19 protein-coding genes and 2 pseudogenes are annotated in these 24,622 nt (G+C 65.5%); 9 read left to right on the top strand and 12 right to left on the bottom strand.

From position 1 onward, the window contains the following. Window positions 1-223: 223 nt before the first annotated feature. Both OG716_RS03705 and OG716_RS03700 read left to right on the top strand, forming a co-directional pair. Window positions 224-1,282 carry an SMP-30/gluconolactonase/LRE family protein gene (locus OG716_RS03705; protein ID WP_405136273.1) on the top strand — a complete coding sequence of 353 codons (1,059 nt, stop codon included), beginning with the start codon at window positions 224-226 and terminating at the stop codon, window positions 1,280-1,282. A 14-nt stretch (window positions 1,283-1,296) separates the two neighbouring features. Beyond that, a complete protein-coding gene (locus OG716_RS03700; protein ID WP_405136272.1) occupies window positions 1,297-2,571 on the top strand; it encodes a hypothetical protein in 1,275 nt (424 codons plus the stop codon). A gap of 59 nt (window positions 2,572-2,630) precedes the next feature. Here the strand turns inward: OG716_RS03700 and OG716_RS03695 are convergent, their stop codons facing one another. Further along, complete coding sequence (locus OG716_RS03695) at window positions 2,631-4,094, bottom strand: flavin-containing monooxygenase (RefSeq protein WP_405139507.1); 1,464 nt, start codon at window positions 4,092-4,094, stop codon at window positions 2,631-2,633. Window positions 4,095-4,181: 87 nt separating this feature from the next. Next, a pseudogene (locus OG716_RS03690) lies at window positions 4,182-5,057 on the bottom strand (alpha/beta hydrolase); the annotation flags it as partial. 191 nt (window positions 5,058-5,248) lie between these two features. On the opposite strand from OG716_RS03690, the gene OG716_RS03685 reads away from it, so the two are divergent. Continuing rightward, window positions 5,249-5,902 (top strand): TetR/AcrR family transcriptional regulator, encoded by a 654-nt coding sequence (locus OG716_RS03685; RefSeq protein ID WP_405136271.1) that lies wholly within the window; start codon window positions 5,249-5,251, stop codon window positions 5,900-5,902. A gap of 8 nt (window positions 5,903-5,910) precedes the next feature. Here OG716_RS03685 and OG716_RS03680 read toward each other — a convergent pair whose 3' ends face one another. From OG716_RS03680 to OG716_RS03670, 3 genes are read right to left on the bottom strand one after another with little or no spacing between them, the layout of a single operon-like run. Further along, the gene (locus OG716_RS03680; RefSeq protein ID WP_405136270.1) at window positions 5,911-7,464 is read right to left on the bottom strand and encodes an acyl-CoA synthetase; all 1,554 of its coding nucleotides are present in this window, start codon (window positions 7,462-7,464) and stop codon (window positions 5,911-5,913) included. Between the two features lie 31 nt (window positions 7,465-7,495). Next, window positions 7,496-8,929 carry an aldehyde dehydrogenase gene (locus tag OG716_RS03675; protein ID WP_405136269.1) on the bottom strand — a complete coding sequence of 478 codons (1,434 nt, stop codon included), beginning with the start codon at window positions 8,927-8,929 and terminating at the stop codon, window positions 7,496-7,498. A gap of 23 nt (window positions 8,930-8,952) precedes the next feature. Further along, complete coding sequence (locus tag OG716_RS03670) at window positions 8,953-9,903, bottom strand: oxygenase MpaB family protein (RefSeq protein ID WP_405136268.1); 951 nt, start codon at window positions 9,901-9,903, stop codon at window positions 8,953-8,955. Window positions 9,904-10,104: 201 nt separating this feature from the next. Here OG716_RS03670 and OG716_RS03665 point away from each other — a divergent pair, with 201 nt between their 5' ends. Continuing rightward, window positions 10,105-10,758, top strand: coding sequence for a TetR/AcrR family transcriptional regulator (locus OG716_RS03665; protein ID WP_405136267.1), 654 nt, complete (start codon window positions 10,105-10,107; stop codon window positions 10,756-10,758). Between the two features lie 15 nt (window positions 10,759-10,773). On the opposite strand, the gene OG716_RS03660 is transcribed toward OG716_RS03665, so the two are convergent. Next, window positions 10,774-11,130, bottom strand: coding sequence for a hypothetical protein (locus OG716_RS03660; RefSeq protein ID WP_405136266.1), 357 nt, complete (start codon window positions 11,128-11,130; stop codon window positions 10,774-10,776). A gap of 114 nt (window positions 11,131-11,244) precedes the next feature. Here OG716_RS03660 and OG716_RS03655 point away from each other — a divergent pair, with 114 nt between their 5' ends. From OG716_RS03655 to OG716_RS03645, 3 genes are all read left to right on the top strand, one after another. Beyond that, window positions 11,245-12,723 carry a flavin-containing monooxygenase gene (locus OG716_RS03655; protein ID WP_405136265.1) on the top strand — a complete coding sequence of 493 codons (1,479 nt, stop codon included), beginning with the start codon at window positions 11,245-11,247 and terminating at the stop codon, window positions 12,721-12,723. 10 nt (window positions 12,724-12,733) lie between these two features. Continuing rightward, window positions 12,734-13,507: an alpha/beta fold hydrolase gene (locus OG716_RS03650; RefSeq protein ID WP_405136264.1), complete on the top strand. Its 774-nt coding sequence runs from the start codon at window positions 12,734-12,736 to the stop codon at window positions 13,505-13,507. 940 nt (window positions 13,508-14,447) lie between these two features. Beyond that, entirely contained in the window at window positions 14,448-14,876 is a 429-nt protein-coding gene (locus tag OG716_RS03645; protein WP_405136263.1) for a DUF4189 domain-containing protein, read from the top strand. A 510-nt stretch (window positions 14,877-15,386) separates the two neighbouring features. Here OG716_RS03645 and OG716_RS03640 read toward each other — a convergent pair. From OG716_RS03640 to OG716_RS03615, 6 genes and pseudogenes are all read right to left on the bottom strand, one after another. After that, complete coding sequence (locus OG716_RS03640; protein WP_405136262.1) at window positions 15,387-16,037, bottom strand: YdcF family protein; 651 nt, start codon at window positions 16,035-16,037, stop codon at window positions 15,387-15,389. Between the two features lie 265 nt (window positions 16,038-16,302). Continuing rightward, complete coding sequence (locus tag OG716_RS03635) at window positions 16,303-16,770, bottom strand: nicotinamide riboside transporter PnuC (protein ID WP_405139505.1); 468 nt, start codon at window positions 16,768-16,770, stop codon at window positions 16,303-16,305. Window positions 16,771-17,004: 234 nt separating this feature from the next. Continuing rightward, window positions 17,005-19,356 (bottom strand): glycoside hydrolase family 65 protein, encoded by a 2,352-nt coding sequence (locus OG716_RS03630; protein ID WP_405136261.1) that lies wholly within the window; start codon window positions 19,354-19,356, stop codon window positions 17,005-17,007. Then, window positions 19,353-20,126 carry a beta-phosphoglucomutase family hydrolase gene (locus OG716_RS03625; protein ID WP_405136260.1) on the bottom strand — a complete coding sequence of 258 codons (774 nt, stop codon included), beginning with the start codon at window positions 20,124-20,126 and terminating at the stop codon, window positions 19,353-19,355. Before OG716_RS03625 ends, OG716_RS03630 begins: the two co-directional genes overlap by 4 nt. 52 nt (window positions 20,127-20,178) lie before the next feature. After that, complete coding sequence (locus OG716_RS03620; protein ID WP_405139503.1) at window positions 20,179-20,595, bottom strand: hypothetical protein; 417 nt, start codon at window positions 20,593-20,595, stop codon at window positions 20,179-20,181. Between the two features lie 10 nt (window positions 20,596-20,605). Next, window positions 20,606-20,776 (bottom strand): annotated as a pseudogene (locus OG716_RS03615) (glucose-6-phosphate dehydrogenase); the annotation flags it as partial. 786 nt (window positions 20,777-21,562) lie between these two features. Between OG716_RS03615 and OG716_RS03610 the strand changes: the two are divergent. Together OG716_RS03610 and OG716_RS03605 are read left to right on the top strand one after the other, a co-directional pair. Beyond that, complete coding sequence (locus OG716_RS03610; protein ID WP_405136259.1) at window positions 21,563-23,257, top strand: fatty acyl-AMP ligase; 1,695 nt, start codon at window positions 21,563-21,565, stop codon at window positions 23,255-23,257. Further along, window positions 23,254-24,600 carry a MupA/Atu3671 family FMN-dependent luciferase-like monooxygenase gene (locus OG716_RS03605; protein ID WP_405136258.1) on the top strand — a complete coding sequence of 449 codons (1,347 nt, stop codon included), beginning with the start codon at window positions 23,254-23,256 and terminating at the stop codon, window positions 24,598-24,600. The genes OG716_RS03610 and OG716_RS03605 overlap by 4 nt, the downstream gene beginning before the upstream one ends. Window positions 24,601-24,622 lie beyond the last annotated feature (22 nt).

Raw genomic sequence — 24,622 nt, 5'->3', positions numbered from 1 at the left:
ATCCGGGCGACGGATGTACCGCCTCCAAGGAATTCCAGCATTAAGACTCCACCGCCTCGACTGTTATTATCATAGCGATAACAACCGTAGCGCCGTGACCCGCGTTACACAAGCATGATCACACTACTAGCAGTTCGAGCCCTATGTGGACTAGTTATCGCAAGGGGAGCAGACTCCCCCAAAATCCACTGATTACCCGCTCGAACGAGAAGTTTGGAGAGCGATGTCGAATCTGGTGGGCACTGCGCTAGGACGGATCTCCGGCCGACCGGCCATAGCTCCGCAGCGCTGGCAACCGCCGCCCGCACCCAGCCGGGCCGGGCGCACGACGGGAACCCATCGCCTCGGCCCGATCCATCGAATACCGCTGCCCGGCGCGGGCCCCGAAGATGTGCTGGTGGATCGCAATACCGGTCTGCTCTACACCGGACTCGACGACGGTCGCATCATCCGCGTCGATCCGGCCGACGGCGCCACCGCTCTGGTGGCCGCGACCGGCGGCAGGCCACTGGGACTCGAATGGGCAAGGGACGGCAGGCTACTGGTCTGCGAACCCTTCCGCGGACTGCTCGCGGTCGATATCGACACCGCGGCGATCGAGGTGCTCGCCGACAGCATCGACGGTGTGCCACTGCGCTTTTGCAGCAATGCCGCGGTCACCGACGACGGCACCGTCTATTTCACCGACTCATCGCAGCGGCACGGTTTCGAACACAATATGGCCGAGGTGCTCGAGCACTCCCGCACCGGCCGGCTCCTCCGGCTGCGACCCGGCGGCGACCCGGAAGTGGTTCTGGACGGTCTGGCCTTCGCCAATGGCCTCACCCTCGCCCGCGATCAGTCGTACGCGGTCATAGTCGAAACGTTCGAATACCGGCTCACCCGATTCCATCTGGCCGGACCGCGCGCAGGCACGAGCGAGGTCCTGCTCGACAACCTGCCCGGCCTGCCGGACAACCTGTCCACCGGCGATGACGGCCTGTTCTGGGTGGCGCTGTCCACACCGCGCAATGCCGCCCTCGATCGACTGCTCCCCCGCAACGGCATATTGCGGCAGCTGGCCTGGACCCTGCCCGAGCGACTTCAGCCCCGGCCCGAGCGGACACTGTGGGTCATCGGCGTCGACGGCACCGGCGAGATCCGCTTCGACCTGCAGGACAGCAATCCGCCCTACGCGCTCGTCACCGGCGTCGCGGAATTCGGCGGCCGGGTCTACCTCAGCAGCCTGGACGAATCCGCACTGGCCTGGTTCGACCTGACCTATCTCGAATCACCGCGCTAACCAAAGGAATTCACGTGGATCGGCACCTGGTGATCGAATTGATCACCGTCCCACTGTTCACCGGCGCCATCGGTTACATCACCAACTGGACCGGTGTTCTGATGCTGTTCACTCCCTTGGAGTTTCGCGGCTTCCGGATGCCGGGGCTCCGCATCCTCTATCCGATGCTGCCCCGGCGCGTCCAGGTGCTGCCCCTGTTCACCGAGGACGGTCGTCTCGGCTATCAGGGCATGGTGCCCAGCCGCTGCGAGAAGATGGCCAGCCTGGCGATCGACAAGAGTTTGTCCAAGATCGGGCGCATGTCGGATTTCTATCACGAGCTCGATCCGGACACGATCATCGCGCATCTCACCACGGTCGCAGGGCCCGAGATTCCACGCTTCGTCGACGAGATCGCGCAGCGCGGCAGCCCGGCCATCTGGAACTCGCTGCCCGACTTCGCCAAGGATTACGTCTACGACGCTGTGCGCGAACAGCTTCCACAGCGCGCGGGAAAGGTCGCCGACGAGTTCGCCGCGCACCTGGACGAGCTCATCGACGCCAAGTCCATGGCCATCCGGTTTCTCACCAAGCATCCGGCGCTGCTCAACGACATCTTCCGCACCTTCGGGGCGAAAGAACTGCGATTCATGCAGAACTTCGGCTTCTACTTCGGCTACCCCATGGGCTTCGCCCTGGTCGGGATGCTGCAGCTGTGGCCGTACTGGTGGCTGCTGCCGGTCGGCGGCACGGCCATCGGGTGGATCGTGAACTACACCGGTCTGATGATCATCTTCGAACCCGCGGACCGGAAGCTGTGGGTGCCGTGGCGACAGGGCCTACTGCTCAAGCGCCGCGACGAAGTGATCGAGGGGTTCGCCCAGATCATCTCCCGCCAGGTGCTGACCATCGACAATATCGTCGACGAACTACTGCACGGTCCACGCTCGGACCGCACCACCCAGCTGCTCAATGCGGTCCTGCACGACACCGTGGAGCAGGCGATCGGCCGCGCCCGCATCGCGGTCAAAGTCGCTGTGGGAACCAAAGAGTACGACCGCATGCTCGATGCCGTGCTGCCCGGCGCCATCGGCTTCCTCCCGGTACTCACCGCGGATGAGCAGTTCATTGCCGAGCAGACCGATCGCATCGGAGGATTCGTCGCCGTCCAGATGGGCAAGCTGTCCAATACAGAGTTCCAGCAGGTACTGCGGTCAGCGGTGAAGCAGGACGAGTGGCTGCTGTTCGTGCACGGCGGCATGCTCGGCGCCCTGGCCGGGTTCTTGCACCTGGCGCTCTTCGGAGTCTGAGCCACCCAGTGCAAAGGCGGGTGCGGACCTCCGCACCCGCCTTTCACTTCGCCTGGGTATCAGGCGCTTTCGGAATCCACATCGAAATCCTCGGTATCGACCGTGCGCAGCATTTCCCGGTGCCGCTCCGGCGACCACGGCCAGATCTCGGGCACACCGTCCGCCCCGAGGTACCAGCTGACGCAGCCGCTGGCGGCGATGGTGTGCGGCATCTCGGCCCGCATGGTCTCGTTGAACCGTTGCGTGGCTTCCGGTTTCGGTGCCACGGTCCGCACCGCGCCGGATCCGATCCGCTCGATCCACTGCATGATGTAGCGCGTCTGCGTCTCGGCTACACCGATGATCGACTGATTGCCGACCGGTGAGTGCGGGCCGACCACCATGAAGAAGTTCGGGAAGCCCGGCATGGCCACGGTCTCGTAGGCGCGCGGCCCCTTGGCCCACGCCTCGTCCAGGGTCAGCTCGCCCGCGCCGGTGATCCGCATGGGCCGCATGTAGGCGTGCGCGTCGAATCCGGTCGCGAGCGCGATTACGTCGACCTCGTGCAGGGTGCCGTCGGTGGTGACGATGCCGCGTTCCTCGATGTGATCGATGCCCACGGTGACCACCTCCACATTGTCCTGCTGCAGAGCCGGATACAGGCCCGAGGAGATGACGATCCGCTTGCACAGCGGCTTGTAGTCGGGAGTCACCCTGGCCCGCAGCTCCGGATCCTTGATGCCGTACTTCAGGTTCGCCCGGCACAGCGCCGACATGACATTGCGCTGCCAGCCCTCGTGCACCACCGCTTCGCCGAGTGTGGCCTCCATGAACGAGCGGTAGCCGACCTGCGCTACGCGGTTGAGCACCGGAATATGTTCGAACGCCAAGCGATTCAGCGCCGAGTTCTTCATATTCGGGACCGGCAGCACCCACTGCGGCGTGCGCTGGAACACCAGCAGCTTGCTCGCCACCTTCGACGAGGCGGTGGTGAGCTGCGCACCGGTCGACCCGGTGCCGATCACCGCAATGCGCTTGCCCTCCAGTGGCACCGAGGTATCCCATTGCGCGGAGTGCATGGCGGCGCCGCCGAAGGTGTCCAGCCCGGGAATGCCGGGTAGCAGGGGATGGTGCAGGAATCCGGTCGCGGAGACGAGCACATCGACCGCATCGGTGTACCCGTCGGCGGTCTCGAGGTGCCACTTGCCGCCGTCCCAGCGCGCATCGGTGACATCGGACCCGAAGCGGATGTGGCGGCGCAGATCCAGCTGCTGCGCAGTCGATTTCAGGTACTCCAGGATCTCCGGGCCCGAGGCCATGAGCTGACTCCAACTCGGGTTCGGGGCGAAGCTGTAGGAGTAGAAGCGCGAGGGCACATCACAGGTCAGGCCCGGGTATTTGTTCTCCCGCCAGGTGCCGCCCACCTCCTGGCCCTTTTCCAGGATCACCAGATTGTCGTATCCCGCGTCCCGCAGCCGCGCCGCCATGCACAGACCCGACACGCCCGAACCGATAATGCCGATCCGCAGCCGGGAACGGCTCATCCCCAGTCGGTTTCGCAGGGTGTCACCGAGGGCTGAAACGGCGTCGTCGGCCGCGGCCAGCACACCGGCATTGATGTGGAAGCCGTGCCACATCTCGTCGAAATGCCTATGGTCCACCGGCACCCCGGCGGCGGACGCCCGCGCGACCAACTGATGGGCGTCGGCCCGCAGCGGGTCCAGTTCGGCGGAGTGCACCACCATGGGCGGCAGGCCCGCGAGTTCACCGAGCAGCGGCGAAATGGCCGGATCGGCCGGATTCCGGACGCCCGCATAGGAAATCGCCCAGCGGGTCAGGGCGGCGGTCGCGAGGACCGGATCGCCTGGGACATCGCGACGACGGCCGTCGATGTCCGCGGTGAGGTCCAGCCACGGGGTCAGTAGTGCCAGCATTCCGGGCAACGGCTCACCGGCGTCGCGCAATTCCATAGCCAGTGCCAGCGCGATGCTCGCGCCGCCCGAATCTCCGCCCACGATGATCGCGCTCGGATCGATGCCGTCGGCCAGCAGGCCGCGATACGCGGCGAGCGCGTCCTGCAGGGCCGCGGGCGCGGGATGCTCCGGCGCGAGCCGATAGCCGGGCACGAAGGCCTGCCCGCCGATCCGGCCGGCCAGGCGGGACACCATATTGCGGTGCGAGAGAGGTGATCCGAGCTGGAAACCGCCGCCATGGAAGAACAGCACCACCACACCGGACTGCTCGGCGCCCTGCGGCACGATCCACTCCCCCGCGATCCCGCCGACAACACGATCGCCGCGGGTGACCGGGCCGGTGGAGCCCAGTACCGAGACCGCGGTGTCGATCAGCCTGCGCTGGGCCCGCAAGGGGAAATCGGCGGACAGCCCGAGGGGTTTGACCGCCCTGGTCAGGCTTTTGACCACCGAGGTGGGCAGCCGCGCGCTCTCGGCGAGCCGGGCCCGCACGGTGATGGATACGGATGCGGGCAACGCCGTTGTTATCGCCATGCTAATAAGCGTACCGCCGAGACCCTGATAGTTTCAAGAGAGGGACTCGACGTCCCCTCAATTATCAAGAACCAGCCGGTAGCGCCAGTTTGACTATTCGAGGATTCTTTCTTAGCGGTATTACAACAAGTGTCAGACAGTCGAGTCGAAAACAAGCGCCCGCCCGCTGTGGGCCAAGAGAGGTGGCATCGGTGGCAACCGTCACTCCCCGCTTCAGAAGATCCAATCCGGCCGATCGGAAGGCCGAGATTCTCGATGCTGCCCGCCGGCATTTCTCGACCCTGCATTTCGACGCGGTGTCGACCACGCAGATCGCTGAGGAGCTCGGGGTGAACCGCGGGCTCATCTACCACTACTTCGGCACCAAAAGAGAGCTGTACCTGGAGGTTATCCGCCACACCCTGCAGATTCCGACCCTGCCGCCGATACCCGAACTGGTCGCCACCGGGCGACTCGGGGAGGTCCTCGAGGAGCGCATCGAGGCGTGGCTGATCGAGGTCGAGCGCGACCGCGACGCCTACCTGGCCGCCACCCGGCTCGCCTCTTCGTACGGGCCGGATATGGAGGCAGGCCGGATGGTGCACGAATCCAAGGAGGAAGCCCTCGATCAGGCGCTGTCCTCGCTGTTCCAGGATCCCCGCCAGGCGCCGGCCGCGGTGCGCGCCTGCGCGCGGGCGGTGGGCAGCCTGGCAGAGACCGCCATCGTGGAATGGCTGGCGGAGGGCCATCTTTCGCGCGATCAGGTGCGGGTGCTGCTGGTCCAGATGGCCGGCACGCTCTGGGAGAACGTGGACGCCGTCCTGGCTCCGCCGCCGATCCGGGTGCAGCGCAGTCAACCGTCCTGACCCGGCCGCTACGCCCCGCCGCGCTGGGGATCGGTCGCCGCGAACCGGTCCCGCAGCTCACGCTTGAGCAGCTTGCCACTCTGATTACGGGGCAGTTCCGCGACGAAGTGAATCACCTTGGGCACCTTGAACGGTGCGAGCCGCTGTTTGACGTGGTCGATCAGCTCCCCTGCCGGCGGCCGGCGCATTTCGGCTTTCAGCACCACGACCGCCGTGACCGCCTCGATCCATCGATCATCGGGCGTACCGATCACCGCGACCTCCGCGACCGCCGGATGGGTGTAGACGGCATCCTCCACCTCGCGCGAAGCCACCAGTACCCCACCGGTATTGATGACATCCTTGATGCGATCGACCACTGTCAGATACCCCTCGGAATCGGCGACCACGAGATCACCCGAGTGGAACCAACCGCCGTCGAACGCCTCCGCCGTGGCGGCCGGATTCTCCCAGTAGCCCAGGCACAATTGCGGTGAGCGATAAAGGATTTCGCCCGCAACTCCCGCCGCCACATCCGCGCCCGAGCCATCGACGACCCGGGTTTCCACGAACAGCACCGAGCGGCCGCACGACGCCTCTCGACCCTCGTGCTCCCCGGGCCCCAGAACTGTTGCCAGCGGCCCGATTTCGGACTGGCCGAACAGGTTGTAGAAACCAAGTTCCGGGAAGCGGGCGCGCAGGCGGTTCAGCACCGTCACCGGCATGATCGACGCGCCGTACTGCGCCTTGCGCAGCGAGGACAGGTCACGCGTTTCCAGATCCGGATGATTCGACAGCGGCACCCACACCGTCGGCGCGAGGAACAGCGAGCCGATCCGGTCCGACTCCACGCGTCGCAGGATTTCCGGTATGTCGGGTGTCTCCATGAGCCGGATGGTCGCGCCGACTTGGAGATAAGGCACCAGAAAGCAGTGCATGCCCGCCGAATGGTAGAGCGGCATACAGATCAGCGGATCGTCGTGCTCGGTGTAATCGAGCGCCACAATGCAGGACAGGTACTCGTGCACCAGCGCCCGATGAGTCATCATGGCGCCCTTGGGCTTCGAGGTGGTGCCCGAGGTGTAGAGCAGTTGCGCCAGGTCGGTGTCGGCCACCTCGAACTCGGTGGCGGGCGGCTCGCCGATGCGGCTCTGGTCCAGTACCGAGCCGAGCGCATCACGCAGCGGCACTACATGTTCGGCGGGAACCTCGGCCAGCACGTCCGCGAGTGCGGGCAGCTGAGCGTTATCCACCAGCACCACCCTGCTGCCGGATTGGGTCAGCAGATACGACAGTTCAGCGCCGGACAGTGCGTAGTTGATCGGCACGTGCACCAAACCCGCACGGGCACAGGCCAGAAACCCGATCGCGTACGCATCGGAGTTCGTACCGAAGGCCGCGACCCGGTCGCCGCGCCGCACACCCAGTGACAGCAGATACCCGGCCGCGCGGCTGACGGCGAGATCGAGTTCACGGTATGTCCAGCTGCGATCCGCGAATATCAGCGCCGTGCGGTCCGGCGTCCGCCGGGCGGACCGGCGCAGCACCGCATCGATGGTGGATACCCGAGGATCTGTGGACATACCGCTCTCCCTGTACTACTTGGTATTTCGGCTACAGATAGATCGACTGCAGCTCGACGTAACTCTCCAGAGCCTCCGGGCCCCATTCGCGGCCGAGGCCCGAATCCTTGACGCCACCGAAGGGCGCGCCCGGGTCGAGGTTGTAGCCATTGATCCCGATGGTGCCGGTCTCGATGCGCTCGGCGAAGGCTCGGGCGCGCTCGGGATCGGTGGACCACACCGAGCCGCCCAGACCGTAGGCCGAGTCATTGGCGATAGCGACCGCGTCATCGTCGCTGTCGTAGGCAATGACGGTCAGGACCGGGCCGAAGATCTCCTCGCGCGCGATCACCGCGTCATTGGTGACATCGGAGAAGATCGTCGGAGTGATGAACCAGCCCGGACGATCCGGACGGGCGCCGCCGGTGACCACAGTGCCGCCCTCGGACTTGCCGCGTGCGATGTAGCCCTCCACGCGGTCCCGCTGGCGCGGGTTGACCATCGGGCCGATCATGGTCGCCTCGTCCACGGCATCGCCGATGGTCGCTGCCGCGGCCAAACCCGCAAGGGTGCCGACGATTTCGCTGTAGCGGTTGCGCGGAGCGAGTACCCGGGTGCCGAGGAAACAGGTCTGGCCATTGTTCAGCAGCGTTGCCTTGAACAGATCTTCCATCGATCCCGCGATATCGCCGTCGTCGAGCACAATGGTCGCCGACTTGCCGCCGAGTTCCAGCGACACCGGGCGCAGCAGTCGCCCGCACTGTTCGGCGATGGTCCGGCCGGTGGCGGTGGAGCCGGTGAACGCGATGCGATCGACTCCCGGATGGGTGACCAGGTGGGAACCGACCTCGGCCCCGCCGGGCACGATATTGATCACGCCTGCGGGCAGGCCCGCCTCGATAATGGCCTCCGCCAACAGGATCGAGTCGAGCACCGTCTCCGGCGAGGGCTTCACCACGACGGTATTGCCGGTGGCCAGCGCGGGCGCGATCTTCATCATCGACAGCGTCTGCGGGAAGTTCCACGGGACAATGACGCCGACCACGCCGATCGGCTTGCGGACCACATCGATCTGCCCGCCCAGCAGGCCGGTGCGGCGGGTCGAGCGCGGCTGATCGGCGACCAGGTCGGCGTAGTAGCGCAACAGCAGCGGCGGGAATCCGGCCTCGAGTCCGGCGGAGACGGCGATCGGCATGCCGTTCTGCTGCGAGACGGTGCGCGCCATATCCGCGCCGCGCTGCTCGAGCGCCTCGGCCAGGCGATGCAGAGCCTTGGCACGTTCGGCATTGTCGAGGGCCGACCAGGCCGGAAGGGCGCGCCGCGCCGCGGTTACCGCGGCGTCGACATCGGCGGTCGTCGCTGCCGGGACGCTGCCCAGCCGCTGCTCAGTGCTCGGATCGATGACCTCGATCCGGTCCCGGCCGGTGCTGGGCGTCCAGGCGCCGTCGATGAACAGGTTCTCGTGTTCTGTTGTGGGAGTAGACATTCAGTTCCTCGCAAAGGGTCGGGTCACCGCGTCGCCAGACGCCATGCCATTTGAATCGGTCGCTGCACGCTCTCCCCGGCCAGGTACTGGAACCGGTCCCGCAGGGCATGCGAGCGCCCGTAGCGGGCGGCGCGGGCCTCCGGGGTGATCCAGATGCCCTCGGGGGTCATCCGCGCGGCGCGCGCCACACCACGCCCGATGCGGCGCAGCCAGCGCTCGTCTTCCGCGGTCCAGGTAAGGCCGAGCATGTCGCGTGCCCGTGGTGGCAGCACCCCGACGCTGATGCGGACGTAGACCTCGAAGGCAGGCCGCATCGTGGTGTGCCACATGGCCTTCGGCAGAAAATGAATCGGCGGCTCCGGCGCGCTGGCCAGGAATTCGAGCATCTGAAACGCGCCGCTGGTGGCCTCGAGGTGTTCTTCGATGAACCTGTCGTAGTACTCGAGGAAGCTGGGCCAGTCGGGCGGAGCCACATCCATGCGCATGCCGAACTGTGCCCACACCCGCCGGGTGGCCTGGTAGTACGCCTCGTTCTCGGCGTCGGTCAGCGTCCGGCCGTCGTAGAGCTGGATGAAGCGCCAGATCGAGTAGTACTGGGTGGCGTGCGCGTAATGGAAGACATGCGGGTTCAGCGCGTGCCAGTGCCGGCCCTTGTCATCCACGCCCTTCAAATTGGTGTGGATATCGCGGATGGTGTGCGCGACTTCGTCGGGCTGGTCGTCGAAGACGGCGCGCTGCAGCATGGGCTGCGTCCGCTCGAACCAGCGACGCCACACATCGTCGAAGAATTGTGAATTGCCGGCCACCACGGCCGTGAACGCGGGATGCATCATCTGCAGGATCGCGACCTGGCCGACGACCAGGAAGAAGCGCATATCGCCGCCGTACTTCCACAGCAGCTCGTTGCCGACCGCACTGTCGGCGTGGGTTTCCGGCAGACCGATCAGGCTCTCCGCAACAGCGCTGGATGCCATGACTACCTCCGTAGCTTCAGCGAACCGCCGTTGGTCCGCTGGTTCCTTTTTAGCGCAGTGATAACAAGATGTCTACCGCAGGCCTGCACCAACAGTGAACCGGCACTGCGTAGAATTTCCCGAGGGCGCCTGATCGGCCCTCTCCGCCGCGACCTTGCGGGCGCGGTGATAACGACGGACCAGCCGAGAGGTAGATGCCAGGTGGCAACAGCCACACCGCGTTTCAAGCGATCGACCCCGGCCGCCCGGAAGGTCGAAATTCTCGCCGCCGCGCGCCAGCGCTTCTCCACCCAGCACTACGATGCCGTGTCGACCGCCGAGATCGCCGACGAACTCGGCATCAATCGGGGGCTGCTCTACCACTACTTCGGCACCAAAAGGCAGCTGTACCTGGAGGTCATCCGCAGCACCGTGCGCATTCCGGTACTGCCGCCCATCCCGGAACTCGCCGCCAGCGGCCGGCTGGAGGATGCGCTCACCGAGAGCGTCGAAGGCTGGCTGATCGAGGTCGAGCGCGAACGTGAGGCCTATCTGGCCGCCATCCGGCTGGCCTCGTCCTTCGGTCCGGACGAAGAGGCGGCCGCTATGGTGCAGGCCTCGAAAGAAGATGCGGTCGACGTGGCATTGCGCGCAATGTTCGACGATCCCGACGCCGCGCCCGCCGCTGTCCGATCGTGTGCCCGGGCACTGGGCGCGCTCGCCGAGACCGCGGTGGTCGAATGGCTTGCCGAGGGCCATCTCTCCCGCGATCAGGTGCGAGTTCTGCTGGTCCAGACCTCGACCGCGCTGTGGACGAATATCGGGGCGATCATGGCGCCGCCGTCGATCCGGCCCAAGCGCGGTCCGCGAACCTGACCGATTCGCGCCACCTCAGGGCACGGTCCCTACCTCGCGGCGCAGGCCGAGAACCGCTGCCGCGATCAAGCGGTCGATGAGCGGCCGGGCCAGCCGCTCGGCCAGTCCAGCCACCGCGGAAGCCGGTCGCCGGTAGGCGATCCGGCATTCGGCGAGCGTGCACGCGGGTCCGCCGGGCGCGAGCGTCCACGACACGCCCACAGCGCCGCCCGGCGTCAGCAGCCGTACCGATTCGGGCTCGCGAATGTCGACCACCTCGAGCGGCGACGCCAGGCCCAGGCACCACCGCGGTAGCGCTCGGCGCGCATTGAGGTACGAAAACGTCTCCGCCGGTGCGGCATTCATTTCCGTCAGAAACCAGAGCTCACGCATACCGGAGCCTCTCCACACATCGGGCCATTGACGATCCCGTGCCCACTATTGTTATCCTGAGGCTAACAAGGTGCGGAGAACCTCACCAGCACCGGATCGAACGGGAGACATCGCATGACACCAGGCGTGTCGGTCGCCATCATCGGTTGCGGCTTCGGCGGACTAGCGGCGGCCATCGAATTGCGGCGATCCGGGATCACCGATTTCACGGTTTTCGAACGCGCCTCGTCAGTCGGTGGGGTGTGGCGCGAGAACACCTACCCCGGTGCGGCATGCGATGTGCCGTCACCGATCTATTCCTTCTCCTACGCACTCAAACCCGATTGGTCCGCGCTCTTCGGGCGCTGCGATGAGATCAAGTCCTATTTGCAGTCCGTGGCAGCAGATTTCGGCCTGGTCCCGCATATCCGGTTCGATACCGAGGTCATCGCGGCGACCTACGACGAGGCGGGAGGCGCGTGGACACTGGAGTTCGCCCACGGCCCCGCACAGACCTTCGACGTTGTGATCATGGCGACCGGGCAGCTCAGCCGCCCGAAAATGCCGCAGGTGGAGGGGATCGACAGCTTCGAGGGCCCATCGTTCCACTCCGCACAATTCGACCACGACGTCGACCTGACCGGGAAGAAGGTCGCCGTCATCGGCAGCGGGGCGTCGGCCGTGCAACTGGTGCCAGCCATCGCCGATCGCGTCGCCGAGCTGACCGTCCTGCAGCGCTCGCCCAATTGGGTGATCGGCAAATCCCGCCGGGTGCACGGCCGATTCCAGGTCGCACTGCTGCGGCACAGTTCGTGGCTGCGCGCCCAGCACCACAATCTGCTGTTCCTGGCCTACGAAACCCGCTGGCCCCTGGTGACCCGCAAGGTGCGGCCCGTGCGCTGGGCCTACGAGCACATTGTGAAATTCAAGATCCGCCAACACATTTCGGATCCGGCCGAGCGGCGCGCCGCCCTCCCGGGCTACCAGATGCTGTGCAACCGGCTGCTGCTGTCCAACGACTGGTACCCGACACTCGGGCGCGACCATGTCCACCTGGTGGGGTCGGCGGTCGACAAGGTCACGCCCACCGGCATACTCACCGCTGACGGCACCAAAGTCGATGCGGACGTGCTGATCTGGTGCACCGGATTCAAGGCGAGCGAGTTCCTGGCCCCGATCCGGATCACCGGACGCGACAACCGCGATCTGCGTGAGCAGTGGAAGCACGGCGCCGAGGCGTACCTGGGCATGACCACCGTGGGATTCCCGAATATGTTCATGCTCTTCGGCCCGAACACCAACAGCATCACCAATTCCATTGTGTTCCTGCTGGAGCGGCAAGCCAACTACATCCGGCAGGCGATCGAGCACAAGACCTCCGGCCGGATCGCGTCCCTCGAGGTTCGCGAGAGCGTGCACAGCGACTTCCAGGTGTGGCTGCAGCGCAGCCTGGACAAGACCGTCTTCACCGACAACTGCCCCGGCTGGTACACCAACGCGGAGGGCAGGGTGACCGCCATGTGGCCCAAGTCCCACCTCGAATACGCCTGGGCCACAAGGCGATTCCGCCCCGACGAGTTCGACCGCATCCCCGCGGCCGTCACCACCGCGTAAGGGGTCACCGATGACCGATATCGACTACTTCCGCACCGGCCAGGGCGAACCACTGGTGCTACTGCACGGCGTCGGCAGCCGCCGCCAGGTCTGGGACCCGATCATCACGGACCTGGCGCGACACTTCGACGTGATCGCCGTCGACATGCCGGGCTACGGAAACTCACCCGGCACCGATTCCAGCGTCGAGGCACTCACCGAGCAAGTGTCCGACCTCATCCTCGCCCTCGGCATCCATCCGCACGTGGCGGGCAACTCCCTCGGCGGCACCATCGCACTGCAACTGGCCGCCCGAGGCCAAGCCCGATCAGTGACGGCGTTCTCCCCCACCGGCTTCTGGTCCACCCCCGGCAGCCTGTGGTTCCAGCTGGCCGTACGCGGAATACGCCTGCTGGGCCGCGCCATCCGCCCGGCACTGCCCGCACTCCTGCGCAATACCGTCACGCGCACCATGCTGTTCGGATTGTTCGTGGGCAAGGCGTGGGCGCTGGACCCCAGCGTCGCGCTGGACGATGCCCTGGGCGTCCTCAACTCCCCCGGACTCGATACCTCCATGAGTTCGCTGCACAGGTTCCGACACCGCGGCCCCGGCCCCGGAGTCCCGATCACGATCGCCTGGGGCAGCCGCGACGGCCTCCTGACCCGCCCCACCCAAAGCCGCAAAGCACGCCGAACCCTGCCCCGCGCACAACATTTGATATTGGCCGGCTGCGGCCACATCCCGTTCTACGACGACCCCTCCACCTGCGCGGCGGTCATCATCAGCCGTCGTTTTCCCTCGTAAGCGCCGATCCACGCCGCAACCCGATGACATCGGCGGCCGGTCGCGGACACTGCTGGTTTGCCGTCGCCGATTCATCGCGTTCGATCTGCGCTCACGACCCGCAGTACGCCTCCTCACCACAAGGAAGTCTCCCCACCGATCAGCGTCAACGGACCCCGCGATTTCATACCGCCCGGCAGGCAGAGAATCTGTGGACCAATCGCGGACCAATCGCCCTCGTCGAAGCTCTTCGCCGGACCAATCGTGGACCACCCGATCTGCCCGCACCACCCGTCCTGCACCGCGCCGGCGCATACCCTTACCGGCTTCCTGAACTTCTTCTGCGACAGCATGGTTCAAGCGTCTGGCTCGGTACGATCAAGGCGTTTGCTGCACCCCGGCACACCGATTCGCACGCCTGGTCGTTCCTGCCGCCGTTCGAATTCTTGACCGTCCCCTTCACATTTCGAACCCTTTTGCGCCACCGATTGATAAGTGACACAGTCGGCCACGTGCTCAGCGGTACAGCCGTGGCACAGATGCCGAATTGAGCTCCCGCCGACCCGACACTCCTCAGAGCTGCGGCAACCGTTTTCGAGGTGGTCGCGACGAACTGCTGCGCAGCGGAGGTAGCGGACGAGCTGGCCATCGCCCTCGCCGATGGCGGGGTCAGCACCCGAATCATCGGAAACGACGAACCCGGGTCGGCACCGGATAGCGCGTGGACCGCGCCGCTGAATCCGGCGGGAATGACCACCGTGGCGGAGATTCTCGGTCCGGCACCGGCGTTGGCGCCACCGGGAATCGAGACGTGCAGCAACCGGTGCCGCCGACACAAGGTCTCGGCGGGGTCCGGTGACGAAATGACCGATACGGCAACCGATTCAGGTGGTCGGAGTGTCTGTTCAGCTATGTCAGAATCACGACGATTCGATTTATCTACCAGGGGGAGAAATTCTCTATGACCTTGTCTCGTAAAACCGCGCTGGGTGTGCTGGCGGCAGCCGCCGTGGCACTGTCCACCGGCGGAATGGGTGTTGCCAACGCGGCCGGCGACATGTTCGGCACCTATGCGGTGACCGTCATCGGCGACAACTGGCACATCGCCTACTCGGTGAACGCGGGGGAACAGTCCACCGCGGACGCGGACGCCATGAACCTGTGCGGCCAGGAGTGCTCCATCGCCGTGCGCTGGGTGAACGGCTGTGCCGCACTCGTCGATCGCGACGGCGAGCTGTACACCGGTGTGGGCAACTCCCTCGTCGAGGCCTCGCGCAACGCGTTGATCGCCAGTGGCCCGGATCCGAGTCCGCTGATGGTCAACCTGGGTAGCTCGGCTCCGAGCCAGGCGACCGTGCTCGACTCGCGCTGCACCGCCAACGCAGGCTGATCGACCGCTGGGGACGGGGTGCGTGTCCAGTGCATCCCGTCGCCCGACGAATCCCCGGCGTTCGCAGGCAGACGGCGACGTCGTGTGTTTGGGTGCGCCCACGGCCGATATCGTGCCGTCGTCGCCGGATCGTCCTGCGGCGCTTCGACGCCGATCGGGTCGAATTCCGGACTGGAATACCTTCAGGTTCTGGGAACTGAGATCGGTGCTGTGAGAATGTCTTTCGAGATCCAGGGCTGAATAGTAGAGCCCCGCTCGAGTGTATCGAGCGAAAACTCCAGGCCGCCCCAAGATCCAACCAACAAATTGATTTCCGGCAGCCCCTGAGCCAATCTCCTTAGCAGGTAAAAGAACTAGATCGATAACGACTCGCTCGCGCTGGATGCGCTTTGTCAGCCCCTGAACAACCGGGTACAGCTTGAAAGCGGGATTAGCTAAGGCATCGAATGATCGCAGATTCCCCCACTGTTGAGCCGCCGGAATTTGAGCCGCTCACATCGGCCGGCGGGGCTATCGGTGGGTCATCGACTGGTAGAGCCAGTCGAACCGGGGTACCTGCTCGGGCGTCACCGTGCCCACCACGTTTACCCCCGCCTCGATGAATGTCCTGACAGCACGGGCGATGTGGTCGGCCGAGGTCACTACGACGGCGTCTCGTGCGCCGATTTCGCGGATGATCGCTGCCGAATTGTCGGCGTTGTCCGCGGTTGATTGGGCGTCCTGCTCCAGATGGATTCGGTCTGCCGAAATGCCATGCGAGACAAACCAATCCCCCATCGCCTGCGCTTCGGTGACACCGTTGCGCGCATTGCCGCCCGTGAGGATGACGGGCGAGGCGGGCGCCAGCAATGCTTGGATGCATCCGGCTTGTAGCCGTTCGACGAGTTCCGGCCGCATCGCGCCGTCGGGGAGCAGACCGTAGCCCAGTACGACGATCGCGGTGGCCGGCCCGCGCGGAGCGGGTAGCGGTCCGGACGGGAATTCGTCGATCCAATCGGACGACCCGGATGCCGAGCCCGACGACGATCCGGCCGATCCTGATGACGATCCGGCCGACCCCGAGTCCGCGCTCGCGATCCCGGCGGGCAGAGCGATCAGAGTGACGGCTGTCGCGATCACTCCCAGCCACACGGGAATCCGCGCACCGGCGGAATGCCTCATTCGCTCCCCTTGCGCTTACGGTCGGGCGGCTGGAGCCGAGCATTATCGCTACACCGCCGATATCGTATGCGCTTCGAAACAAAGCACGAAGGGGACACGCAGAACGACTATTGAAGTTCCGCCGTCACCTCCGTGCCAATCACTGTGTGCACAATGTCACTCAGGAGAATACGAAACCGTCTCGGCGAGCGCGGTATTCGCGGCGCCAGCGAATGAACCCGAGCAACACCAGCACAAAGAAGACTCCGTACACGGCGCCCGAGGACTACAGCCCTGGCTTCAGCGCCAGCGGCACACCGACCAGGTCGACCAGCATCCAGATGATCCAGAAGTCCACCAGCGCCCGGCTCTGCGCGAATGTCGCAATGGCGCTGCCGACGAATACGTACGCATTGGCCCACGGCGACCACGCGATATGCAGCCACGAAAGGTGCTCGAACAGTTCCGCCACGAGCACTGTTCCGATCACGAGCAGTCCCAGCAGGGTCAGCCGCTCCCTGCGAGAACCCGGCCGCACCAGCAGTTCCCGATGGTCCCGGGTGCCGCGGGTCCACGTCAGCCAGCCGTAACAGGCCAGCACGAGGAACAGCAGCTGCTTGAGCACATTGCCGGGCACGTGCGCGTGCAGGGATGCGGACAGCAGCAACAGCGCACCCGCCATTTGCACGGGCCAGGTCCACACCGTCTTGCGGATGGCCGGCCACAACACCGCCAGCGAGAGCACGTTCCCGATAATGACGACCGGCTACACCGGACTCGGTGGCTCGTCCTCACTGTGGAAGCCGAAGAGCTCCAATGCGGACGGCACCTGCTCGACCCGATGCCGGACAACGCCGGCAACAGCGCGCATCGTGCGCCGAGGGCCGACAGTTGTGGTCACAACTGGGAGTTCACCCCATCGAGCAACTCCGGGCAAGACCGCCGCATCCGGTTTGACGGAACTTTGACGAGCCCGCGCACCTACAGGTCACGAACGCCTCTGGGTGGGAGCCCGCCCGGGCGGTTGCGTCGGTACCGGGGACGGCGCCGGAGTATCGGCGATCGGCTGGGTGATCGGGTGCTCGGTGGTCACCGTAAGCGCGTGACCGTGATGGGTGATGTGCAGTGGATCGCCTTCGCGCAGGGTGTAGGTCACGGCCTGCGCGGTGACGTCGACGGCGAGGCGCCGCCCCTGCCAGTGGAGCGTGAAGGCGAGGCGGGTCACGGTCTCGGGCAGTCGGGGCGCGAAGGTCAAGGCGCGGTTCTGATCTCGCATACCGGCCAGCCCGGCGATCACCGCGATCCAGGAGCCGGCCAGAGCGGCGATATGCAAACCGTCGCGGGTGTTGTGTTCGAGGTCGTCGAGGTCCATGAGCGCGGCCTCGGCGAGGTAGTCGTAGGCGAGACTGAGATGTCCGACCTCGGCGGCGATCACCGCCTGAGTGCATGCCGACAGCGAGGAATCGCGGACGGTGAGCCGCTCGTAGTAGTCGAAGTCGCGCGCTTTCTGATCCGGAGTGAAGGCGTCGGTGCGGCGATACAGGGCAAGCACGAGGTCGGCCTGTTTGACGACCTGTTTGCGATACAGGTCGAAGTACGGATAGTTGAGCAGCAGCGGATAGCCGTCGGCGGGCGTACCGGCGAAATCCCACTCCTGATGGTCGGTGAAGCCCTCGGCCTGCGGGTGTATGCCCAGCGCCTTGTCATAAGGGATGTACATGGCTTCGGCGGCGTCGCGCCAGTAGGCGGTTTCCTCCTCGTGGAGCCCGAGCTCGCGGGCCCTGTCGGGGTGCCGGGCGGCGGCGTCGGCGGCGGCGCGCAGGTTCTGCTGCGCCATCAGATTGGTGTAGACGTTGTTGTCGGCGACGGCACTGTACTCATCGGGACCGGTCACGCCGTCGATGCGGAACCGGCCGTCGGCGTCGTGGTGGCCGAGACTGGCCCACAGCCTTGCGGTTTCGACCAGCAGCTCCACTCCGATATCCCGCTCGAATGCTTGATCGCCGGTGGTGTCGATGTAGCGCAGGACAGCGTCGGCAATGTCGGCATTGATGTGGAAAGCGGCCGTCCCGGCGGGCCAGTAGCTCGAGCATTCCTCGCCGTGGATCGTGCGCCACGGGAATGCGGCGCCCGCGAGACCGAGCTGAACGGACCGCGCTGTGGCCATGGGCAGGGTGGCGTGCCGCCAGCGCAGCGCGTGCGCCGCCGCATCGGGAACCACCTGGGTCAGCACCGGCAGCACGTACGACTCGGTATCCCAGAAGCAGTGCCCGTTGTAGCCGGGACCGGTGAGGCCTTTGGCGGGAATCGCCCGGCCCTCCGCGCGGGCGCCGGCCTGCAGCAGGTGGAACAGCGAAAACCGCAGCGCCTGTTGGATTTCGGGATCGCCCTCGAGCAGAATGTCGGCGCGAGACCAGAATTCGTCGAGGTAGTCACGCTGTTCGGCGCACAGCGCGTCCCACCCGGTACGGTGCGCACCGGCGAGAGCGGCGTCGACCTGATCACGCACGGCGGGCAGGGAGCGGGTTGCCGACCACCCGTAGGCGACGAACTTGTCGATCCGAAGCCGTTGTCCCGGTTGCAGTTCCGTGGTCACGGTCACCCGCCCCAGATCCGGGAAGCTCTCCGACTCGACCTGCGTGGAGTCGGGCCCGTCGACGATATGGTCCATCACCGCGGCGAGATACAGCCTGCTGCGCTGGGTCGAATGCACCAGCCCGGCGCGGGTGCCCTTCGCCGCGTGCTCCTCCCCCACCAGCGGCGCGGTATCGGTCGGCCCGGCCCTCGGATCGGCGTCCGGCGCCGGCAGTTCTTCATTGGCGACGAGTTCGGACTGCACCACCACCCGCACCGGCCGATCGAGCGCCTGCACCTCGTACCGGATCGCGGCGATGGAGCGCTGCACCAGCGATACCAATCGGGTCGAGGACACCCGTACACCGCGATCTGCCGGGGATACCCAGTCGGTACTGCGGTGCAGCACCCCGTCCCGGAAGTCCAAGCACCGTTCGTGAGCATCCACTCGACCGTAGGTGAGATCGAAGGGCTCATCGTCGACGAGCAGCCGAATGAGCTTGCCATTGGTCACATTGATGACCGTCTGACCGGACTCCGGATAGCCGTAGCCGGTCTCCGCATACGGCAGCGTGCGCAATTCGTACACCCCGTTGAGATACGACCCGGGCAGCCCGTGCGGTTCGCCCTCGTCGAGATTTCCGCGCCAGCCGATATGCCCGTTCGACAGCGCGAACACCGACTCCACCTGCGCGATTATGTCGAGATCCAGCCCGGTCGCGCGCAGGCACCAGGGCTCGATCTTGAACGAAGGGTGGTGGATCATTCGGTGCCCAGCAGCTCGGCCAGGTCGGTCACGACCACGTCGGCGCCGTGCGCCAGGAGCTGCTCGGCCTGCCCGACCCGATCGACCCCGATCACATAACCGAATCCACCGGCGCGACCCGCGGCGACGCCGGCCAGCGCGTCCTCGAACACGACCGCCTCCGCCGGCTCGACTCCCAGCGCCCGTGCCCCGGCGAGGAACATATCCGGGGCAGGCTTACCGGCCAGATGCCGCTGCTGTGCGGTGATGCCGTCGATGCGTTCCTCGAACAGATCCTCGATGTGGGCGGCGACTAGCACGTCGCGGCAATTCGTACTCGAGGACACCACCGCACGCCGCAATCCGGCCGCGCGGACCGCATCCAGATAGGCGACCGAGCCCGGATACGCCTGCACCCCGTCGTCGTGAATGCGGCGCAGCACGATCTCGTTCTTGCGGTTGCCCAGGCCCTGCACCGTCTCGGCGTCGGGCGGGTCATCGGAATTGCCTTCGGGCACAGTGATTCCCCGGGATTTCAGAAATGCCCGGGTGCCGTCGGCGCGCGGCATGCCATCGACATAGGTGTCATAATCCGCGACCGGGTCGAACGCGACGAACGGTTCATCGCCGCGCTCGGCCCGGGTCTTCAGATAGGCGTCGAACATTTCCTGCCACGCGGCGGCGTGCACCTTCGCGGTTTCGGTGATCACCCCGTCGAGGTCGAACAGGCAGGCGCGGATCCCGCGCGGGAGTCCGAGAACGCCGAGTTCTCGCGGATCGGTAGAGGTCATCGTCGGATCTCCGCTCGTAGGGTCGGCCGCCGTGGATTCGTGCAGGGTTCGGTCATGTGCCGGTGTCGGGCAGCCAGGGCAGTTGCCGGCCGGGATGACCACGCAGCAGCTCGTCGGCGCCGATCGGCCCCCACGACCCCCGCGGGTAGGACACCGGTTTCGGCGGATGATCGATCATGGGCCGCAGTATTCGCCAGGTTTCCTCCACGACATCTTCGCGAGTGAAGAGGGAGTGCTCGCCGGTCAGCGCATCGCGCAGCAGGCGCTCGTACGGTTCGGGAGGCCGGCCGAGTTCGGCGGCGAAAGGCAGATCCATGTGCACGGCCTGCGCGGTCGTGCCGGCCGCTCCCTGCGAGGCGAGGATCAGCCGGAGAGCGGGGTCCGGATCGATCCGCAAGACCAGCTGGTTGGGGTCGACCTGCTGCGATCGTGGCAGAAAAGCCGGCGGTGGCGGGCGGCGGAAGACAATCCTGCGCCGCCCTCACAAGGCGGTAATGGGACCAATCCGCATGTCCCAGCCCTATGATCGGGCACTTCGGCCGCCCGGCCGCTTCGAGGCGATACAGCGCGCGAAAGGTCATCTTCGCCGCCAGGTCCCCGGTGATTCCGAAGACGACAAAGGCGTCGGCACGAGTCGATGTCGCATTCATATCAGGCTCCTCGCGCAGGATGACCAAGGCCTAGCCGCCGACGCTACTCCGCCGTCACCGGCCGCAACACCGGAGGCCGCCGAGATTCACGTGACCATCACCGACTCCTGTCCGCACCGTGATCGTCGGGCGCGGTCGCGCTGTAGCAGCGTGAGGTCGGGCGGAGCCCCCGCACATAATCAGGCCCGACGACTGACCTACTTCTCTCGACGGAATCGACGCCGACCTCTCGGCAACAATCGGATAACACCGGCGTGGGCAGCGGTCCGATATCCCTGCAATGTGCATAACAACCCTCCGAGGGCGCCTTGCGGATTCGGCATAAAACTTGACCCATCCACAACACTCGCGGCGACGAACTAGGAGGAACACTGGACCACTGCCGTTGTGCCGCACCATGAAAGGAGCAAAGCGAAATACATTGGTTCAATACGTTCCACCGCAGCACCGAGCCGCTGAAGAATCGTTTTTCGAGACTCTCCAGCGAGGCGCGATACGCGTGTAATCCGCAATGGTGTAATACCTTTCGACGTCAGAGATGGCGGCAGCCGAATGCCGGCCGTTTTGGCGCAGTGTTCGGGTCCGACATAAATGGTCATCAGACCAATTTCCGGATCTGCCACTGCCCACTCGGCCGATGGAATCTTGTCCAAAAGAATGCCCTGCGCGCGGAGCGTATCCGCACCGCTGCCGGGTGACTTTCTGCAGGCCACGCGTAACGCGTATCGCCTGAATTTCGTTAATCCAGTGTAGCGACAAGCTGCTGACTCGGGAGGTCGAAGGTCGATGAGTTATGAAAAAATATCGGAGCGTCCGTCGACGCTGGCGGACATTCTGGTCAGTCGCGCTGCCGAACAACCCGGACGAGTCGGCTACACATTTATCGACGGTCGCGGTGAGCGCGAAGCCGAGGATTATGCACTTCTGCTGGACCGCGTGGTCGGCCTGGCCGCCGGGTTGCAGGAAGTCAGTGCGCCGGGCGATCGAATCCTGCTGCTCTGCCCACCGAGCCTGGACATGATTCACGCATTCCTCGCCTGCCTGCTGACCCGGCGCATTGCCGTGCCGCTGTATGTGCCTACCTCGCAACGGCATTCCGAGACCGTCGCGGCAATCACGCGGGACAGTGGCGCTGTTGCCGTCGTCGCGCCACAGTCGGTCGCGTCCGTGGCTCGCGACCTGCTCGGCTGGCCCGATGAGAAGATCATCGACAGCACGGCGGCCGAACGCGGAAATTCGCTCCAGCTGCTGGACACACCTGTTCCCGCAGCCGACGACGTCGCATACCTGCAGTACACCTCGGGTTCCACCGGAAGCCCGAAGGGCGTGGTGGTGCGCCACCGCAATCTCATCCACAACCTCGAGTGCCAGCGGCGCGCCCTCGGGCACAACGAGAGCACCTCGGCTGTGCATTGGCTGCCACCGTCTCATGACATGGGCATGATTCTGGGAATTCTTTCGCCGCTCTTCGTCGGATATCCGGTGACGCTCATGTCGCCGCTGACGTTCCTGCGCCATCCTCTCATCTGGCTGCGTGAGATATCGGAAAACACGAATACCACTGCGGGCGGTCCGAATCTGGCATACGGCATTTGCGCCGAGCGAGTGTCGCGCGCGGAAGCCGAGCAGCTGGATCTGTCGCAGTGGGACATCGCCTTCGTCGGTGCCGAGCCTGTCAATCCGATCATCTTGAGAACATTTGCCGATAAATTCGCCGGCAGCGGTTTCCGCCCGGAGAGCTTCTCTCCCGGCTACGGCCTCGCCGAAGCCACTTTGTATGTCAGCGGCGGACCTTCCGGCTCGGGCCTGCGCACGTGTTCGTTCGCGAGCGAGGAACTGGAAAAGGGCTTCGTCGTGGAAAAGCCGAACGGCCGAGAACTGGTCGACTATGGACCGGTCCGGGCGGGCACCGCGGCGATGATCGATCCCCGGACACTGCGACGATCCGGTCCCGGGCGGGTCGGTGAAATCTGGCTGTCCGGAGAGAGCGTCACCGCGGGCTACTGGAACAAACCCGAGGAGAGTGAGCGCACATTCTCGGCACAGATCGAAAATGAAAGCGGCACACCCTATCTGCGTACCGGCGATCTCGGATTCATGGTCGACGGGCATCTTTTCATCTGCGGGCGTCTCAAAGAAGTCATGATCATCAACGGGCGCAACCTTTTCCCGCAGGACATCGAGTGGACTATCGAGTCCACGCATGCGGAACTTCGCCGCGGCGGCTGTGCCGCGCTGTCGATCGAGATAGACGGAGAAGAACGCCTGGTCGTCCTGCAGGAGGTCGAGGAGGAACTCGCGGACGATATGGCCGCCCTCGAAGAGTCGATCAAATCCGCCGTCAGTCGTGAGCACGGCGTATCGCTGTATCGAGTGATATTCGTGGGCAAAGGCAAAGTGCTGAAGACAACCAGTGGCAAGATCCGCCGATCGCACCTACGCCATTTGTACGCCAACGAATTCGAATCGAGGGCCCTGTGAGCGAGCCGCGGGACACCGCAGACACCACGGCATTTCTCCTGGGATGGGCGTCGCACCGCCTGGGCCTCGATTCCGTCGACCCTCGCACGCCGCTCACCGCGCTCGGCCTCGATTCGATCAAAGCCGCCGAACTACTGACGATCCTCGAGGACCGATTCGGCGTCGAGATCTCCGCCGAGGACATCTACGGCGGCATCTGTGTCGCCGATCTCGCCGAGCAGGTAGCCAAACACCGTGACCCCGGCGCCGGTGTCCAGGTCGCCGGCGTGGCGGCCGCCCCCGGCGCGCAGTCTCACCCAGCCGGCGCGGGTATCGACTTCAGTCTGTTCTTCTTCGCCAGCGACGCACAGCAATCCGGTTCGCAGCGCTACCAGCTGCTGTTCGACAGCGCCCGCTTCGCCGACGCGCACGGGTTCCGCTCGATCTGGTTGCCGGAACGCCATTTCCACAAGTTCGGCGGGCTGTACCCGAATCCCGCCGTCCTGGCGGCGGCGCTGGCGGCGATCACGCAGCGGGTACGACTGCGGGCGGGCAGTGTGGTGCTGCCACTGCACAACCCGGTGCGGGTCGCCGAGGACTGGTCGGTGGTCGACAATCTGTCGGACGGCCGGGTCGATATCGCGTTCGCCACGGGCTGGAACCCCGACGATTTCGTGCTGGCGCAGGACAATTACCGCGAGCGGGTCGACGTCACGCGATCCGGTATGCAGAGTATTCAGCAGCTGTGGCGCGGTGAGTCGATCTCGCTGCCGAACGGCGTGGGCGAATCCCGATCGGTGCGCATCTTCCCCACCCCGATCCAGCCGGACCTCGCCACCTGGGTCACCTGCAGCGGCGGTGTGGAGCGCTTCGAGATGGCGGGTGAGCTCGGCACGAATGTGCTGACCGCCCTGCTCTTTCAGACCGTGGACGAACTGGCGGAGAAGATCACCGCCTATCGCAAGGCGCGCGCCCACCACGGCCACGATGCCGACGCCGGAAAAGTCACGGTCATGCTGCACACCTTCGTCGGAGACGACGACGCCGCGGTGCGGCAGACGGTGCAGGGACCGTTCAAGAGCTACCTCGCCGATTCCGTCGATCTGTGGCGCCGGGGCGCGGAGGCCCTCGAGGATCTGGACGACAGGTCGCGAAACAAGGTGCTGGACTTCGCCTTCGAACGGTACTACCGCACCAGCGGACTGTTCGGCACCCCCGATTCGGCGCTGCCGATGGTCGAAAGCCTGCATCGCGCGGGCGCCGATGAGATCGCCTGCCTCATCGACTTCGGAGTGGCCGTGCCGACCGTGCTCGACGGTCTCGAATCGCTGGCCACCCTCGCAAACAAAGCACGTTCTCTTTGAGCGTCGGATCTTCAGGAGGCGG

The sequence above is a fragment of the Nocardia sp. NBC_01388 genome, assembly GCF_045040085.1.
GTDB lineage: Bacteria > Actinomycetota > Actinomycetes > Mycobacteriales > Mycobacteriaceae > Nocardia.
Note: the sequence above shows the minus strand (reverse complement) of the source record. Positions and strands in the feature narration are given on the sequence as shown.

Excerpts from the sequence above, each read along its gene's own strand:
- OG716_RS03705 (WP_405136273.1), top strand. The coding sequence starts at position 224 with ATGTCGAATCTGGTGGGCACTGCGCTAGGACGGATCTCCGGCCGACCG.
- OG716_RS03695 (WP_405139507.1), bottom strand. The coding sequence starts at position 4,094 with ATGAGCCGTTCCCGGCTGCGGATCGGCATTATCGGTTCGGGCGTGTCG.
- OG716_RS03680 (WP_405136270.1), bottom strand. The coding sequence starts at position 7,464 with ATGTCCACAGATCCTCGGGTATCCACCATCGATGCGGTGCTGCGCCGG.
- OG716_RS03675 (WP_405136269.1), bottom strand. The coding sequence starts at position 8,929 with ATGTCTACTCCCACAACAGAACACGAGAACCTGTTCATCGACGGCGCC.
- OG716_RS03670 (WP_405136268.1), bottom strand. The coding sequence starts at position 9,903 with ATGGCATCCAGCGCTGTTGCGGAGAGCCTGATCGGTCTGCCGGAAACC.
- OG716_RS03660 (WP_405136266.1), bottom strand. The coding sequence starts at position 11,130 with ATGCGTGAGCTCTGGTTTCTGACGGAAATGAATGCCGCACCGGCGGAG.
- OG716_RS03655 (WP_405136265.1), top strand. The coding sequence starts at position 11,245 with ATGACACCAGGCGTGTCGGTCGCCATCATCGGTTGCGGCTTCGGCGGA.
- OG716_RS03650 (WP_405136264.1), top strand. The coding sequence starts at position 12,734 with ATGACCGATATCGACTACTTCCGCACCGGCCAGGGCGAACCACTGGTG.
- OG716_RS03645 (WP_405136263.1), top strand. The coding sequence starts at position 14,448 with ATGACCTTGTCTCGTAAAACCGCGCTGGGTGTGCTGGCGGCAGCCGCC.
- OG716_RS03640 (WP_405136262.1), bottom strand. The coding sequence starts at position 16,037 with ATGAGGCATTCCGCCGGTGCGCGGATTCCCGTGTGGCTGGGAGTGATC.
- OG716_RS03630 (WP_405136261.1), bottom strand. The coding sequence starts at position 19,356 with ATGATCCACCACCCTTCGTTCAAGATCGAGCCCTGGTGCCTGCGCGCG.
- OG716_RS03625 (WP_405136260.1), bottom strand. The coding sequence starts at position 20,126 with ATGACCTCTACCGATCCGCGAGAACTCGGCGTTCTCGGACTCCCGCGC.
- OG716_RS03610 (WP_405136259.1), top strand. The coding sequence starts at position 21,563 with ATGAGTTATGAAAAAATATCGGAGCGTCCGTCGACGCTGGCGGACATT.